The 15,093-nt window shown below is 71.5% G+C and carries 15 protein-coding genes; 7 read left to right on the plus strand and 8 right to left on the minus strand.

The genetic code is table 11. The annotated features are described in order from the left end of the window. The first annotated feature begins 104 nt into the window (after positions 1–104). Positions 105–1,316 carry a cytochrome P450 gene (locus OG587_RS27765; protein ID WP_329080275.1) on the plus strand — a complete coding sequence of 404 codons (1,212 nt, stop codon included), beginning with the start codon at positions 105–107 and terminating at the stop codon, positions 1,314–1,316. Positions 1,317–1,327: 11 nt separating this feature from the next. Then, positions 1,328–2,485, plus strand: coding sequence for a winged helix DNA-binding domain-containing protein (locus tag OG587_RS27770; protein WP_329080277.1), 1,158 nt, complete (start codon positions 1,328–1,330; stop codon positions 2,483–2,485). 132 nt (positions 2,486–2,617) lie between these two features. On the opposite strand, the gene OG587_RS27775 is transcribed toward OG587_RS27770, so the two are convergent. The 5 genes from OG587_RS27775 to OG587_RS27795 all read right to left on the minus strand — a co-directional run bounded on the left by OG587_RS27775 (position 2,618) and on the right by OG587_RS27795 (position 6,867). Next, complete coding sequence (locus OG587_RS27775) at positions 2,618–3,421, minus strand: thioesterase II family protein (RefSeq protein WP_329080279.1); 804 nt, start codon at positions 3,419–3,421, stop codon at positions 2,618–2,620. A gap of 62 nt (positions 3,422–3,483) precedes the next feature. Further along, on the minus strand, positions 3,484–4,578 hold the full coding sequence (locus tag OG587_RS27780) for a hypothetical protein (protein ID WP_329080281.1): 1,095 nt from the start codon (positions 4,576–4,578) through the stop codon (positions 3,484–3,486). Beyond that, entirely contained in the window at positions 4,572–5,399 is an 828-nt protein-coding gene (gene pyrF / locus OG587_RS27785; RefSeq protein ID WP_329080283.1) for an orotidine-5'-phosphate decarboxylase, read from the minus strand. Before pyrF ends, OG587_RS27780 begins: the two co-directional genes overlap by 7 nt. Before the next feature lie 144 nt (positions 5,400–5,543). Beyond that, complete coding sequence (locus OG587_RS27790) at positions 5,544–6,203, minus strand: copper resistance CopC family protein (protein WP_329080285.1); 660 nt, start codon at positions 6,201–6,203, stop codon at positions 5,544–5,546. Positions 6,204–6,318: 115 nt separating this feature from the next. Then, positions 6,319–6,867 (minus strand): hypothetical protein, encoded by a 549-nt coding sequence (locus OG587_RS27795; RefSeq protein ID WP_329080286.1) that lies wholly within the window; start codon positions 6,865–6,867, stop codon positions 6,319–6,321. Positions 6,868–7,434: 567 nt separating this feature from the next. Between OG587_RS27795 and OG587_RS27800 the strand changes: the two genes are divergently transcribed. From OG587_RS27800 to OG587_RS27810, 3 genes are all read left to right on the plus strand, one after another. Further along, complete coding sequence (locus tag OG587_RS27800; protein WP_329080287.1) at positions 7,435–8,736, plus strand: ice-binding family protein; 1,302 nt, start codon at positions 7,435–7,437, stop codon at positions 8,734–8,736. 254 nt (positions 8,737–8,990) lie between these two features. Continuing rightward, positions 8,991–9,518 (plus strand): hypothetical protein, encoded by a 528-nt coding sequence (locus OG587_RS27805; RefSeq protein WP_329080288.1) that lies wholly within the window; start codon positions 8,991–8,993, stop codon positions 9,516–9,518. A gap of 17 nt (positions 9,519–9,535) precedes the next feature. After that, positions 9,536–10,555, plus strand: a complete 1,020-nt coding sequence (locus OG587_RS27810) for a hypothetical protein (RefSeq protein WP_329080290.1) — start codon at positions 9,536–9,538, stop codon at positions 10,553–10,555. A 30-nt stretch (positions 10,556–10,585) separates the two neighbouring features. On the opposite strand, the gene OG587_RS27815 is transcribed toward OG587_RS27810, so the two are convergent. After that, positions 10,586–11,038 (minus strand): Lrp/AsnC family transcriptional regulator, encoded by a 453-nt coding sequence (locus OG587_RS27815; RefSeq protein WP_329080292.1) that lies wholly within the window; start codon positions 11,036–11,038, stop codon positions 10,586–10,588. 93 nt (positions 11,039–11,131) lie between these two features. Here OG587_RS27815 and OG587_RS27820 point away from each other — a divergent pair, with 93 nt between their 5' ends. After that, a complete protein-coding gene (locus OG587_RS27820) occupies positions 11,132–12,001 on the plus strand; it encodes an LLM class flavin-dependent oxidoreductase (protein ID WP_329080294.1) in 870 nt (289 codons plus the stop codon). A 5-nt stretch (positions 12,002–12,006) separates the two neighbouring features. Here the strand turns inward: OG587_RS27820 and OG587_RS27825 are convergent, their stop codons facing one another. Then, complete coding sequence (locus OG587_RS27825) at positions 12,007–13,233, minus strand: IS110 family transposase (protein WP_329080295.1); 1,227 nt, start codon at positions 13,231–13,233, stop codon at positions 12,007–12,009. A 228-nt stretch (positions 13,234–13,461) separates the two neighbouring features. Between OG587_RS27825 and OG587_RS27830 the strand changes: the two genes are divergently transcribed. Further along, positions 13,462–13,887 (plus strand): nucleoside deaminase, encoded by a 426-nt coding sequence (locus OG587_RS27830; RefSeq protein WP_329080297.1) that lies wholly within the window; start codon positions 13,462–13,464, stop codon positions 13,885–13,887. Here OG587_RS27830 and OG587_RS27835 read toward each other — a convergent pair. Then, positions 13,878–14,990 (minus strand): alpha/beta fold hydrolase, encoded by a 1,113-nt coding sequence (locus tag OG587_RS27835; RefSeq protein WP_329080299.1) that lies wholly within the window; start codon positions 14,988–14,990, stop codon positions 13,878–13,880. The two genes, OG587_RS27830 and OG587_RS27835, sit on opposite strands and share 10 nt — an antisense overlap. Positions 14,991–15,093: the final 103 nt, after the last annotated feature.

Below are 15,093 nucleotides of genomic sequence, written 5' to 3' on the forward strand. Positions count from 1 at the left end.
CGCGGCTAAGGGCCCGCCGGTAATCGGGCCCGCCGCTAATCGGGCCATCCCGCCGGCGAGATGACTTCTGCCGGAAAATTCTCCGAGGAATGGGAAGTTCCTAAATGACTGATGTCGATCTGGCCGATGCCGATCTGCACGTCGGTGACAGACCCCACGAGGTCTTCCGCCACCTGCGAGACAACGACCCGCTCCACTGGAACCCCGACGGCAAGGAGCCCGGCTTCTGGTCGGTCACCCGGTACGAGGACTGCGTGAACGTCCAGAAGGACCCCCAGACCTTCAGTTCCAACCAGACCAACACCCTCGGCCCGCACCGCAACACCGGTGACCAGGGATCCGGCAAGATGATCAACACGACGGACCCGCCCCGCCACACCGAGCTGCGCAAGCTGGTCAACAAGTGCTTCACCCCCCGGGCGATCGCCGCCCTGGAGCCGTACCTGCGCTCGGTCGTCAAGGACGTGTTCGCCGACGCGCTGGAGCGGGGCGAGTGCGATTTCGCCACCGTCGTGGCGGCCCTGCCCGTCGCGGGCATCTCCGCGCTGCTGGACGTGCCGCGCCAGGACTGGGACCTGATGCTCAGGCTCACCTCCACGGCGTTCGGCTCGCACGACAGCGAGTACCAGATGACCTCCGACGTGCGCGCCAACGCCGCCCAGGCGCACGGCCAGCTCCTGCTGTACTGCCAGGGCCTGGTGGAGAAGCGCCGAAAGTCGCCCGGCGACGACATCGTGAGCCTGCTCGCCCGCTCCCAGGACGCGGGGGTGCTGAGTGAGGAGGAGTGCCTGCTCTTCTTCGACGTGCTGATGCTCGGCGGCAACGAGACCACCCGGCACGCCGCCGTCGGGGGGCTGCTGGCCTTCATGGAGCACCCCGACCAGTGGGACCGGCTGCGCAAGGAGCCCGAGCTGGTGCCCAACGCGGTGGGAGAGCTGCTGCGCTGGACCTCGCCCAGCCGCCACGTGCTGCGCCGCGCCTCCCGCGACACCGAGCTGCACGGCAAGACCGTCCACGCGGGCCAGGACGTCGTCATCTGGCACACCTCCGCCAACCGCGACGAGCGCGTGTTCGACTCCCCGGAGGTGTTCGACGTCGGGCGCCCGCGCAGCTCCCGCAGCGGGCACGTCGCGTTCGGCTCCGGTCCGCACTTCTGCCTGGGAGCCGCCCTCGCCGAGCTGGAGCTCACCGTCTTCCTGGACGAGCTCGCGAACTCGGTGTCGGGGGCGGAGCTGCTCGGGCCGCCCGACTATCTGCGTTCTCCCGTCATCAACGGCGTCAAGCACGTCCAGGTTCGGCTCCATCCCATGGGGTAGAAGCGTCGACCATGAACTCACTCACCTGGGATCAGGTCCACGCGCGGCGGCTGGCCCGCCATCACCTCGTGAAACCCGTCTCCGGCGACCTGCGCAAACCCGTGCGCGACGTGTGCGGGGTGCAGTCGCAGGTCGCCGCCGCGGCCGAGCTGGCCATCGGGTCACGGGTGAAGGGCGCCACGCAGGAGCAGGTGCGCGCGGAGCTTTACGACAGGAAGCGCCTCGTCAAGACGTACAGTCTGCGCGGCACCCTGCACGTGCACGCCGCCGACGAGCTGGCGCTGTGGATGGCGGCCATGCGCTGGAAGCCCTACTGGCGCGCCAAGGACAGCTGGCACGCCCACCACGGGCTCACCGCCAAGCAGGGCGAGGCGTTCGTCGACGCGGTCCGCGAGGCGCTGGACGGCGAGTGCCTGACCCGCGAGGAGCTGGCCGGGGAGGTCTCCGGGCGCGTTGGCGCGTGGGCCAAGGACAAGCTCGCCTCCAACTGGGGCGAACTGCTGCGTCCCGTCGCCTACCTCGGCGTGCTCTGCTTCGGGCCCGTACGGGGAGCCAAGGTCACCTACGTCAGGCCCGACCGGTGGGCGGGGCTGAAGACCGAGGTCAAGGACCAGCCCGACCCCGAGGAGTCGGCGATGGAGATCGTGCGCCGCTACCTGCGCGCGTACGGCCCCGCCACCCACCAGGATCTGGCCCGCTGGTTCGCGCTCAGGCCGCCCGAGGCGCGCGAGGCGCTGGAGTCGCTCGGCGACGAGGTCGCCCAGGTCGAGGTCGAGGGGCGCAAGGCGTACGTCCTGGCCGCCGACGAGGGCCGCTGGCCGTCCGACCCGAGCTGCCTGCGGCTGCTGCCGCAGTACGAGGCGTACGTCCTCGGCAGCGGTCCCAAGGAGGTCGTTGTGCCCAAGGACACCGCCGCCCGCGTCTTCCAGCACGGCCGGGGCAGGTACGAGGGCGCGGTCGCCCACCAGATCATGCTGGTCGACGGGGTCGTGTCCGGAATGTGGGAGCGCAGGGAGAAGGGCGGCAAGGTCGAGATCAAGCTGGAGTCGTTCGTCGAACTCGACTCCGGCCAGACCGGGGAGCTGGAGCGGGAGGTCGAGCGCGTCGGCCGCTTCTACGGCGCCGAGGCCACCCTGTCCATGGGCAGGCTCACCGGCAAGAAGCGCTGAGTTCCTCCCGGTTTCCTTGGGACACCCGCTGACCGGTGGGCACGTTCGGGTGGGGGAGTCCGTCCAGGACTCCCGCCCGTCGGCGGGCACCGGACTCCCCGCTCGGCCGGACTCCCCGTCCCTCAGCGTCCCTCAGCGGCAGGTGCCGAGATCTCCCCGTATCGCGCGCAGCACTGTCCGGCGCTGGGTGTGGATGAAGAAGTGCCCGCCGGGCAGCAGCCGTAGCCGGAACGCCGACCCCGTCTGCGCGCTCCACGCGCTCAGCCCGGCCGCCGTCGTGGTCGGGTCCCCGTTTCCGCCGAACACCGAGATCGGGCAGGCCAGCGGTGGCTCGTCCTCGTGCACGTAGGACTCCGCCGCGTTCAGGTCCGCCCGCAGCACCGGCATGACGAGGCTCATCAGCTCCGCGTTGCCGATCACCTCCGGCGGGATGCCGTCCAGCCGGTGCAGCACCCGCATCAGGTCCTCGTCACCGAGTTGCCCGAGCCGCGGCATGCCGTCGCGGGCCTGGGGGGCGTTCCAGCCCGACACGAACAGCCGTCCAGGACCCGGCAACCCGCGCGAGCGCAGCCGCCGCGTCACCGTGAACGAGACCAGCGCGCCCATGCTGTGCCCGAACAGCGCGAACGGCAGCGGGTCCAGGCGCGACAGCCCGTCGATCACCGGATCGACGATCATCGACAGCCTGTGCGGCGGATTCTCCGAGATGCGGGTCTCCCTGCCCGGCGAGCGCACCGCCCACAGTTCCACGTCACCGGGGAGCAGGTCGGCCCAGCCGCGGAACGTCGTGGCGCCGCCTCCCGCGTTGGGCACGCAGACCAGTCGCGCGCGGGGCCGATCCGGCCGGCGCAGCGGCACCAGCCAGCTCGCGGGATGGGTCGCGGAGGTCATGGAGGTCATGGAGGTCATGGAGGTCACCGGGGTCGTGGTGGTCACTGGGCGCGTGGAGGTCGTCGAGGTCATGGAAGTCGCAGAGGTCGTGGGGGTCGGGGAAACAGTCATCGCGGAACCGCCAGGGATCGTGCGGAGTCCCGGGCCCGCTCGCAGGCGGCGACCAGGTCCGCCAGGGACTCGGGGGGGAACATGTGCGCCGCGTCGCCCGGCCGGTACATCCTCCCGGGCTTCAGGCACGACTCGATGAGCAGCCCGTCCGCGCCGTACGCCGAGGCCGCCAGCGAGGCCGGAGCCACCAGTGAGGCCGAGCCGGTGCTGTGGCTGGGGTCGAAGACCACCGGCAGGTCGGTACGGGCGCGCAGCGCGGCGATCGCCCCGAACCCGGGTTGCGGTGGGGTTCCCCAGGCACCCGCGCAGAGCACCACGGCACCGTTGCCCCGGGTGAAGACGAACTCCGCCGCCCGCAGCCAGTCGTCCAGGCTCGCCCGAGGCCCCCGCATCAGCAGCACCGGCCTGGGCTGGGCGCCCAGCTCGGCCAGGAGCGGGCGGTTGTCCAGCTGCCGCCCGTCCACCTGCAGGCAGTCGGCCACCTCTGCGACCGCCTCCACCTCGCGCGGGTCGCACACCTCGGTGATCACGGGGATGGCCGCGGCCCGCCGGACCTCCGCGAGCGCCTTCAGGCCCCGCCCGCCCTTGCCGGGGAAGTGGTAGGGGCTGCTGCGCGTCTTGGACAGCCCGGCCCGCAGGGCGTGCGCCCCCCGCGCCTTGACCGCCAGGGCCGTCTCGACCGCGTCCTCGGCCGACTCCAGCGCGCACGGTCCCGCCGCCCACCACAGCCGAGGCCCCCCGACCACCCCGCCGTCGACCGCCTGCCCGGAAGCCGGGGGGACCGCCGGCGGGCCGGACCGCGAAGGTTCGGACCGCGAGAGCTCGGAACGCGGAAGGGGGCCGATCGTCACCTCGCGCGGTGCCACGCCGCTGTCCCGCCGTACCAGCCAGTGGCCGTCGGGGGTCGGGCGGCGGGCCAGCACGGCGGGTGAGGCGGGTACGCGGGCGAGGGACTCGTCGCCGCTCACCACGACGAAGACCCTCCCGGCCAGGTTGATCGGCCAGGCGGTGACGTCCTCGTGCGCCCCGGTCAGCGCCGCCACCTCCTCGGCGACCTCGGCGGGGGTGCCGGGCCGAAGCTCGATCAGCACGCCGGGACCTCCGCGCCGATCTCCTCCCGCCAGGCCGCGATGCTCGCACTCAGCGCGGCGACGCCGGGCCCGTGCCGCAGCACCCCGGTCGTGACCGGCAGGACGGCCCGGCCCGGGGCTTCGGCGGCGACGGCGAGGAGGTCGCGGGTCTCGCGCCCGGCCCTGCCGAGGCCCGGCAGTTCCACGACCGCCGACGGCATGCGGGCCACCAGGTCGAGGGCCTCCTCGCGGGTGGCCCCCACCACGGCCGCGGCCGCCACGCCGTGCTCGTCGTTCCATTCCCGGACCTCGTCGGCGGTGCGCTGCGCGACGGTGCGCGATCCGGTCACGGCGCCCTGCACCCCGCCGGCGGCGTGGTTGGAGGTGCGTACGAGCACCATGACCAGGGTTCCGCTGTCACGGGCCCGACGCAGCAGCGGGTCGAGGGCGGCGAAGCCCATGAACGGGTTCGCCGTCACCGCGTCGCCGCCCAGCACGCTGCCGGGACCCAGATAGAGGTCGGCGTAGGAGTCCATGGTGTCGTCGGCGTCGCATACCTTCGCGTCCAGCACGGCCAGCGAGCCCCGCTCGTGCACGCCGTCGACGACCTCGCGCAGCAGGTCCGTGCCCGCGGTGCCGAAGCGGGTGAAGAACGGCACCTGGATCCGGTAGACGGACACCCGCTCGCCCGCGGCCTCCAACACCACCGAGCACATCCGCCGGGCCCCGTCCACGTCGTCGCCCATCCGCCACGCCTCCAGCCACTTGGGGGAGGGGGCGATCCCCAGGCAGAGGGCGGATCGGGTCTTGAGCAGGTCGGTCCATATCGGTACGGCAGCCATGGACCCATTGCACACACTTCCGCCGGGGGCCGTGTCGCGCCCGCTCGCCGGTGAGGCGCCGTCGGCTAAAATCTCCGCCCGCTCCTTCCCGGGACGCCGTGGACATTATATTGATCTACATTGTAAAGGCGTCCGGTCGGCGGATCACTCCGCGCCACCGGGCTCGTCACGGCGGGAGACGCGGAACCAGACACCGGTACCGACCACGACGAGGGCGAGGAGCGCGATCCAGGTCCAGCCGGGCAGCCCCTGCCCGTCGCTCTCCCGGTCGTCGGTGGCGGAGACCAGGCCGGGCGCGGGGGTGGGCGGGGCGGTGGTCGCCGAGGTTTCCGGTGCCGGGGTTCCCGGCGCCGAGCTCTCCGGCGCCGGGGTGGACTCGGCGGCCGGAGCGGGTTCGGGGGTGGGTTCCGCGGTGGCGGACGGCGTCGCGGGAGCGGTCACGGTGAAGGGGATCTCCCCCTCGATCGGGTGGCCATCGGTGGAGACCACCCGCCAGGCGATCACATACTTGCCCGAGGCCAGTGTCTCGGGGACACCGGAGGTGACGGTGTCACCATCGACCTTGGGCTTGCCGAGGTCCACGGTCGTGCCACCCGCCTCGCGCAGCGCGACGGCGGGGAAGCGGACCCGGGTGGTGAACACCAGCTTGATCCGCTCGAGGGCGGCGACCTTGGCCCCCCTGTCGGGTGAGCTGCTCTTCAGGCGGTCGTGGGCGAGCGCGGCGGGCGTGCCGAGCGTCAGGAAGACGGCGCAGAGCAGCGCGGTCACAACGGTCGTACGGGCGAATCGCGGCAGGGACGCCATTTGTCTGCTCCAGGAGAGACTCCCGGCGGGAAACCGGGAAAGCGGGAGGACGCCTCGGAGTGCGGAGGCGTGTCTGGTCACGGAGGCGCACCGGCCGCCGGACCTTCCCGGTCCCTCAGCCGACGCGGCGCGGCGCGGGAGGGCCGCGCCGCCGCAGCGCGGGAAGGATCTCCCAGCCGCCGTACGGCCGGACGCCGGTGGCCGGGACCGGCTGTCGCACCGGCGGCGTCACCCCGGCGGGAGCGGCGAGGAGCGGCCGGATCAGCGGCACCCGCCCGCCGTGCAGGCGGATCATCAGCCACAGCGCGCTCTCGCCTCGATGCAGCCACCATCCCGTGCCCAGCGCCACCGCGAGGTGCGTCAGCGTCATGCCCGGACCGGGATGGTTGTGGGCGGAGACCGTCAGGTGTGACGCGGGCGCGGCACCGTCGAACAGCTCGTGCAGCAGGATCTGCGCGCCGGCGGTGGTGGTGAGCACGACCTCGGGGCCGCGCTCGTGCCCGTTGAGCGCGTACGCCACGCAGAAGGCGACCAGCGCGCCGAGAACGGCGAGGTGTGGCGGGATCAGGCCGCCCCCGGCCAGGGCGTGGCCGCCCGCGGAGACCACGAGGCACATCGTCGCGAAGACGATGGCCCGTGGCACGCGCAGCGCCGTTGAGGTCACGCGGAACATCCTGTCAGCCGGGCGGCGCGCGGAGAAGGCCGGGGCGAGGGGATCGCGCGCCCGGCGCGGGTGGACCGCATGGCCGGAGATACGCGCCGGTGACCCTCGCCGTTCGACGCCGCACGGGCCGGCCGGGGCTGCGCGCCGTTCGGCGGTGGGCACTCGCGCCGAGGATGGGTGACCCCGGCGCGGCACCCGCGCCGTCGCCGCGCCGGGGCCTGATGTCCGAAGCCGGGGTGGCCGGGCGCGGGTGTGCTCTCGGGTCCTCGCCGTCGCGGGTCAGGCGGCGGGCGATCCCATCGGCGAACGACGTGTTTCCCGTCGCGCGATAGGCAGGACATTTGGATTGTGAGTCATTTCAAAATATGAGCTGATATGTGGGGTTGAAAACGTTCGTCTCCGGAGGAAATGGGTGTCCTTGCTGGTGGAAGGGCAGGTCGGCGCCGATGAGATCTGCGCGTATGTCGTATAACGAGAATGGCTCGGTCAATCGGTAAGGTCGGAAGGAGTGGTGCATCGCTGGAAATGCGCCGCGACGGGGCAATGTTCAAAGAAAAGGAAAACATCATGATGGAGGCCGTTCGACCTCGTGTGGTGCCGCGAAATACCGTTCGCTCCCGGCTGGCGGGGGTCCTCACGGCCGTGGTCGCGCTGGGAGCCGTGGCCGTGACCCCGGCGACCGCGAGTGCGGTGACCGTGTCCCCGGTGGCCGTGACCCCGGCGACCGCGAGTGCGACGGCCGTGACCCCACCGACCGTGACCCCGGCGACCGCGGGTGCGACGGCCGTGACCCCGGCGACCGCGGATGCGGCGACGCCGGTGCAGCTCGGCACGGCCGCGAACTTCGAGGTCCTGGGCCGGGACGCCGTCACGAACACCGGGCCCACCGTCGTCACCGGGGACCTCGGGTTGTGGCCGGGCACGGCGCTGAGCGGCTTCCCGCCCGGCACCGTGACCGGGACCGTTCACCAGACCGACGCCGCCGCCCAGCAGGCTCAGACGGATCTGACCGTCGCCTACGACGACGCCGCGGGCCGGCCCGTCGACGCCACCGTCCCGACGGAGCTCGGCGGGACCACAGTGACGCCCGGCGTCTACGACTCCGCCGCGGGGACCTTCCAGATCACCGGCACCCTGACCCTCGACGCGCGGGGCGACCCGGGCGCCGTCTTCATCTTCAAGGCCGCCTCCACCCTCGTCACCGCGTCCGACGGCACGGTGACCCTCGTCAACGGCGCCCAGGCGGCCAACGTCTTCTGGCAGGTCGGCAGCTCGGCCACGCTGGGAACCAACTCCGCCTTCTCCGGGAACATCCTCGCGCTGAGCGCGATCACCGCGACCACCGGTGTGACCGTGGTCGGCCGCCTGCTGAGCCGTGGCGGCGCGATCACCCTGGACACGAACACCGTCGCGCTGCCCTTCGCCCAGTCCTGCGGAACGGCGACGACCACGACCACGCTGACCTCCACGTGTCCCTCGGGAGACGGCGGCCCGATCACCTTCACCGCGACGGTGACGTCCTCGGACGCGACCGTCCCCACGGGGCAGGTCACCTTCGCCACCGACGGGGCGGCGCTGGGCACGGCCCAGCTCGGCGCGGGCGGCGTCGCCACCCTGACCGTCTCGGATCTCCCCGCGGGCGTGAACCGCGTCGTCGCCACCTACGCGGGTACGGCCCAGCTCGATCCCAGCACCTCACCGGTGCTGATCCAGCGCGTGGACCTCGGATGTCCCTGCCTGGGGCCCCTGCCAGAGAGAAGCGGTGAGCGAGACAGCGCCCGCCGCGACGACCACGCCGGTCCCGGGGCGGAAAGGAAGTCCCACACCCGGATCACGGCCGCCGCGACCGGCTGCGGCCGTCGCTCCTAGCCGGCGCGCGGTTTCGGGCGGAGGGCGCCGCCGACGATCGGTGAACCCACCGCCGGAAGCCGTGAATCTGGCATTTCATCTCCAAGAAACGGTATTTCGGTGGACCCGCACGTCGTGTCCCCGATCTCATGTCGGCTCCGAAGAGTTATCTTCCGCTCTGAGACACGGCGATACGTCGAGATGTTCAGGCCTGCTGGTCAGGGGTTCAAGCCTCGCATCGTCTCTTTCACTCATTCGGAACATTGGATCGAACGATGCGCAGACTGTTTTTGACGATCGTGGCAGCCGTCGGCTTCAGCCTCGTCGCGGCGACCGCCCTGCCCGCCCTGGCCGACGACACCACCGTCACGTTCTCGATCACGACTGAGGGCCTCACAATCAACGCGCCGGGGTCGGTGAGCCTCGGCTCGGTGGGGGCCGGCACCGCCAGCATCGCGGGACCGATCGGTCCCGTCACGGTGACCGACCTGCGTGCCACCCTGAACGGTTCCTGGACCGCGACCGTCACCGGCACCGACTTCGTCACCGGTGGCGGCACGGCGGCCGAGACCATCGACAACATCAACGTCAGCTACTCCCCGGGACAGGCCACCTCCACGACGGGTACCGGGACCTTCACACCCGGCCCCGGCGGCATCATCAACGTGCCGCGCGTCGCGTTCACCGGTACCGCGCTCATCGGCAACAACACCGCCACCTGGAATCCGACGCTCACCGTGACGATTCCGCCCGCGTCCGTCGGGGGAACGTACACCGGCACCGTCACCCATTCGGTCGGCTGAGGTCGAGGGCGGCAACCGTGCGTCCTTGTGAGATCTTCGTGGGGCTGCTGGTGGCCGGGGCTCTCGCCTCGGCCGCCGGCACGCCCCACAGGCCCGCGCCGGTGACCCGGCCGCCCGAAGGCGGCATCGGGATCCGCCTGCTCGAAGCGCCCGTCGAGGCACGAGCCGACGCGCGGGCCTGGTCCTACATCGTCGATCACCTCGCGCCGGGTTCCGTCATCCACCGGCGGGTCGAGGTGTTCAACACGACCCGCTCGCCCAAGCATCTCTCCATCTACGCGGCCGCGGCGGAGATCCGCGACCGGCGATTCCAGTTCGGCGTCGATCACACCCCCAACGAGCTGTCCACCTGGACCACCCTGGACCGGCACGAGGTGATCCTGGCCCCCCGGGCCCGCTCGACGGTCAACGCGACCATCGCCGTACCGGACGACGCCGCCGCCGGAGAGCGCTACGCCGTGATCTGGGCCGAGGCGGCCAAGGCCGCGCCGCCCGGCGGGGGCGTCGCCGAGATCAACCGGGTCGGTATCCGGATCTACCTCTCCGTCGGCCGGGGCAACGCGCCGGCGTCGGCCTTCACCATCGACTCGCTGACGGCCCAGCGCTCGCCGGACGGCCGGCAGACCGTCCTCGCGCGGGTGCACAACACCGGAGGCCGCGCGCTCGACCTCGGCGGCGACCTGAAACTGTCCGACGGCCCCTCACGCCTGAACGCGGGCCCGTTCAAGATCGAAACAGGTACGACGCTCGCTCCGGGCGATTTCGGATCCGTCGCCGCCGTCCTCGACGAGCAGGTGCCCGACGGCCCGTGGCGCGCCCGTATCCGCCTGGAGAGCGGGCTGGCGAAACGCACCGCGGAGGCGACGATCCGATTCCCCGCCGCGGGGACGGCGCGGCCGGTCAGGGCGGAGATGGACACGAGCTATCACCCCGTCGCGATCCTCGCACTCGGCGCCTTCCTGTCCGCGGGCGTGGCGGTCACGCTCCGGCTGACACGGCGGAGACGCCGTCCGCGCGGGGAAGGGAGCGATGTATGAGATGTCCGCGGATCGGCCGGGGAACCTCGATCAGGACCGGGGGCCCTGCGGGCCGCGGTAAGGCAGCGTCTGGCTGTAGACGAGGTTGGTGGTGGTGCTGCCCAGCTGGGCCAGCTCGTTGACGAGCTCTTCGAGGTGGCCCATGGAGGTCGCGGCCACCTTCAGCATGTAGCAGTCGTCACCGGTGGTCCGCAGGCACTCCAGGATCTCAGGGCGTTCGTCGAGCAGCCGGTGCAGTGGCTGGTGCCGGCTGCCCGGATACTTCAGGCGCACGACGGCCAGTACCGGGAAACCGGCCTTCTCCAGGTCGACGTCCGCGTGGTAGCCGGTGATGACGCCCGTCGCCTCCAGCCGCCTGATCCGCTCGGTCGTGGCGGAGGCGCTGAGGTTCACCCGCCGCCCCAGCTCGGTGATCGGGATGCGGCCGTCCCGCTGGACCTCGACCAGGATCGACCAGTCGGTCGCGTCAAGATTCTCGGTCATCCGCCAAAGATACCGGCATATCAACGGCATATGACGCCGTACGCCGGGATGAGTCCCTTCCAGCCGTGGCTGATCCCTCGATAGCCTGAAGCGGTGAGAATAGGCGTTAATGTCCCGAATTTTGGGCCCGGCACCGATCCCGGTGCGTTACGCGGCTGGGCACAGACGGTGGAGGGCCTGGGCTTCCATCTGCTCATGGTCTCGGACCACGTCGTGATAACCCCCGATGTCGCCGAGCAGTATCCGGCGCCGTTCTACGAGCCCTTCACCACCCTCTCCTGGCTGGCCGGCGTCACCGGCGAGATCCGGCTCGGCACCACGGTGCTCATCGTGCCGTACCGCCACCCGCTGCTCGTCGCCCGGATGGCCGCCAACCTCGACCGGCTCAGCGGCGGGCGGCTCGTCCTCGGTGTGGGCGTCGGCTGGGCGCGGCAGGAGTTCGAGGCGCTCGGGGTACCGTTCGAGCGGCGCGGGGCGCTGACCGACGATCACCTCCGGGTGATGCGCGCGGCCTGGGAGGACGACGAGGACTACCGGGCCGGGCGGATACCGATCTGGGTCGGCGGCAACAGTGACGCCGGCCTGCGCCGGGCGGTGCGCCTCGGCGAGGCGTGGCACCCGCTGCGCCTCACCCCCGGCCGGATGCGCGAGGCGCTGGACCGGCTGCGGGTCATCGCGGACGAGGAGGGGTGGCCGGTGCCCGGTTTCGCGCCCCGCATCGCCCTGCGGCTCACCGGGTCCCCGATCGCCGCCCCCGGACGGCTCGCCGGTGAGGGCACGATCGACCAGGTCCTCGACGACCTCGAACAGCTGCGCCTGCTCGGCGCCGACACCGTCGTGCTCGATCCGTTCGACGGCGACCCGCAGGAGACGCGCCACCCGGAGGTGGCCTGGCAGGCGCTCGCGACCGTGGCCGCCCACTGGGATCTGCGCACACATCAACCACGAAGGGAATCTCAATGACCACGTCAAGCGGCGAGTGCCGTGACCTGCTGTGGCGGGACCGGGGAGAAGACCCGGTTGTCACGCAGCAAGGCCCACAGCACGTCGACCAGACGGCGCGCAAGCGCGAGTAGGGCCTGGGTATGGAGCTTGTTCTCTCCCCGTTTGCGCTGGTAGAAAGCGCGCGAGAGGCCGTCGGCGCGGATGCTGGACAGCGCGGCCATGTAGAACACCTGGCGCAGTGGCCGGTTGAACCGCTTGGGCCTGCGGTTGTTGCCGGTGATCCGACCCGAGTCACGTGGCACGGGCGCCAGTCCGGCATAGGAGGCCAGGCGGCCCGCGTGGGTGAAGGCGGCTTGGACATCGCCGCTGGTCGCGACGAGGAACTGGGCACCGAGCAGCGGGCCCATACCGGGCAGGCTCTCGATGATGTGGGCCTGCGGGTGGGTGCGGAACCGCTGGGCGATCAGCTTGTCGGTGTCCTTGATCTCCCGGTCCAGCCCCAGCAGTTGACGGGCGAGTTTCTTGACCAGGATCGCCGTGGTGGCCTCGCCGGGCAGCGCGACCGTCTGTCGGCCGGCCGCCGCCAGCGCGGTCGTGACCATGGCGTCGATGCCCTTGCGCCAGGCGCCCTCCTCGTGGAGGAAGGTGGTCAGGCCCTCGTGGCCGGCCTGGCGGATCTCCTCGGGCGTGCAATAGCCGGACACCAGGATCAGCGCCGAGCGGGTGGAGAAGTCGAAGCCGGCCTCCAACGCGGGGAAGATGCTGGTGAGCAGGTCACGCAGCCGGTTCACGCCGCGCACCCAGTCGGCCATCACGTCGGCGCGGTAGGAGGTCAGCCGGGTCAGCTCGACCACCAGCTCGTCGGTGGCGCTCAGCTCGGTCAGGTCACCGCGCATGCGGGCGGTGTCGGCGATGATCCGGGCGTCCTTGGCGTCGGTCTTGCCCTCGCCGCGGAAGATCCCGGCCATCCCGTTGACCATCCGGCCGGGCACATAGACCACGCTCTGGCCGCTGGTCAGCAAGGTGGCCAGCAGCAACGCGGCGACCGGGCTGACCAGGTCCACCGCCCACCGCACCTGGCCGCCGGTCTTGGCGGCCGTGGCCGTGGCGCGCTCGATCAGCTCCTCGATCTGCCGCTGGCCGTTGCCGACCTTGACCGACCACAGCTTCTTGCCCGCCGCGTCGACCGCCGCCGCATGGTGGCTGGTCTTGCCCGCGTCGATACCGATCCACACGCTCGTCGCCGTCACCCGGCCCGCCTTTCCGTTCTTGCAGGTCAACCCCGTGGACGGCCCCGCCGGCAGGTCCCTGAACAGCGACGATTCGCATCAGATCTCAATCAGCGGCCAGGGCGTCCAGAACGACGGGGCGGCTATTCCTTTCAAGCCACAAACGCGGCAAACAACCATCAGCCACACCCCATCGCCCTGGGCATCCAGAGCGACTCACTCCAGACAAATCGATCTTAGGGAACAATCATGACGAACAATGATGAAAACTATCTCCGCAGGGCCATCGAGCTCGCCGCCAAGGCACGGGCGACCGGAGACGCCCCGTTCGGGTCGCTGCTGGTGGGCCCGGACGGCACGATCCTCGCCGAGGACCACAACACGGTCCTCAGCGACGGCGACATCAGCGCCCATCCCGAGCTGAAACTGGCCAGGTGGGCGGCCCGAGAGCTCGACCCCGGCGTCGCGGCGGCCACGACCATGTACACCAGCTGCCAGCCCTGCTCCATGTGCGCGGGCGCCATCGAACGGTCCGGTCTCGGCCGCGTCGTGTTCGCGCTCTCCAACGAGCAGCTCGCGAGCCTCAAGCCGGGGGGCGGCTGGCCGCGCGTGTCCCAGGAGGGTCCCGCGCTGTTCGACGAGGCGCGCGTCCCGGTCGAGGGCTACTACGTCTGATCGAGGGGGCTCGATCGCTGTCGCGTCGTGACCGGGCTCCCGGAGAGGAACGAGCCGAGCAGCTCCGCCGTCATCTCGGGCACCTCCTCGGGGATGTAGTGGCCGCTGGGCACCGCCTGGCCGCGCACGTCGTCCGCGTACCGCTGCCAGACGTCCAGGACGTCGTAGTTGCGCCCGACGAAACCGCGCTCGCCCCACAGGGCGAGTACGGGGCAGGTCACGCGCCGTCCCGCGTCCGCGTCGGCGTCGTCGTGGCGCAGGTCGACACTCGCGGCGGCCCGGTAGTCCTCGCAGGAGGCGTGGACGGCCGCCGGGTCGGAGAAGCAGCGGACGTACTCGTCCTGGGCCGCCGGGTCGAACGGGGTCCCGCCGTGCTGGACCTTCATGTGGGCGCGGATCCAGTAGCCGGGATCCGCGCCGATCATGCGCTCGGGGACGCCGTCGCCCGCGGCGAGGAAGAACCAGTGGTAGTAGCCGAGCGCGAACGCGGCGTCGGCGTGCCGGAACGCGTGGCGGGTGGGCACGATGTCCAGCACGGCCAGCCTGGTCACCGCCCGGGGCTCGTCCAGGGTCAGGCGGTGGCCGACCCGCGCTCCGCGGTCGTGGCCCGCCACCGCGAAGCGGTCGAAGCCGAGCGAGCGCATGACCAGCAGCTGGTCGTGCGCCATCACCCGCTTGGAGTAGGGGCCGTGATCCGGCGCGGAAGGAGGTTTGTCGCTGTCCCCGTACCCCCGCAGGTCGGTGAGGACCACGGTGTGCTCGCGGGCGAGCACGGGCGCCACCCGATGCCAGATGAGATGGGTCTGCGGGTAGCCGTGCAGCAGCAGCACCGGCGGGCCGTCGCCCGAGACGTACGTGTTGACGCGCACGCCGTCGGCGTCGATCGCGTGGTGGGCGAACGAGGGGGGCAGGGGAATGCTCACGGTGCTGTCTCCGATCGGTGTCGTCTCCGATGGGCGCGACGGGTCTGCGGGGTCGGCCGGTCCGGCCCGCCCCCTGCCTGGATACCGGAACCCGGCGGCGCCTGTCGTCCGGGACACGTCCGCGGCCTCGTCCTTGGCCTCCTCCTGACCGGATTCCCCGCCGAAGGCCGAATCACTCACCGAAAGCCGGATCTCTCAGCGAAGGCCGGATCTCTCAGCGAAGGCCGGATCTCTCACCGAAAGCCGGACTCCTTCCTGAAGGGCGACGCCCGCCACGCCGTGG

Source organism: Streptosporangium sp. NBC_01469 (assembly GCF_036227305.1).
Taxonomy (GTDB): Bacteria; Actinomycetota; Actinomycetes; order Streptosporangiales; family Streptosporangiaceae; genus Streptosporangium.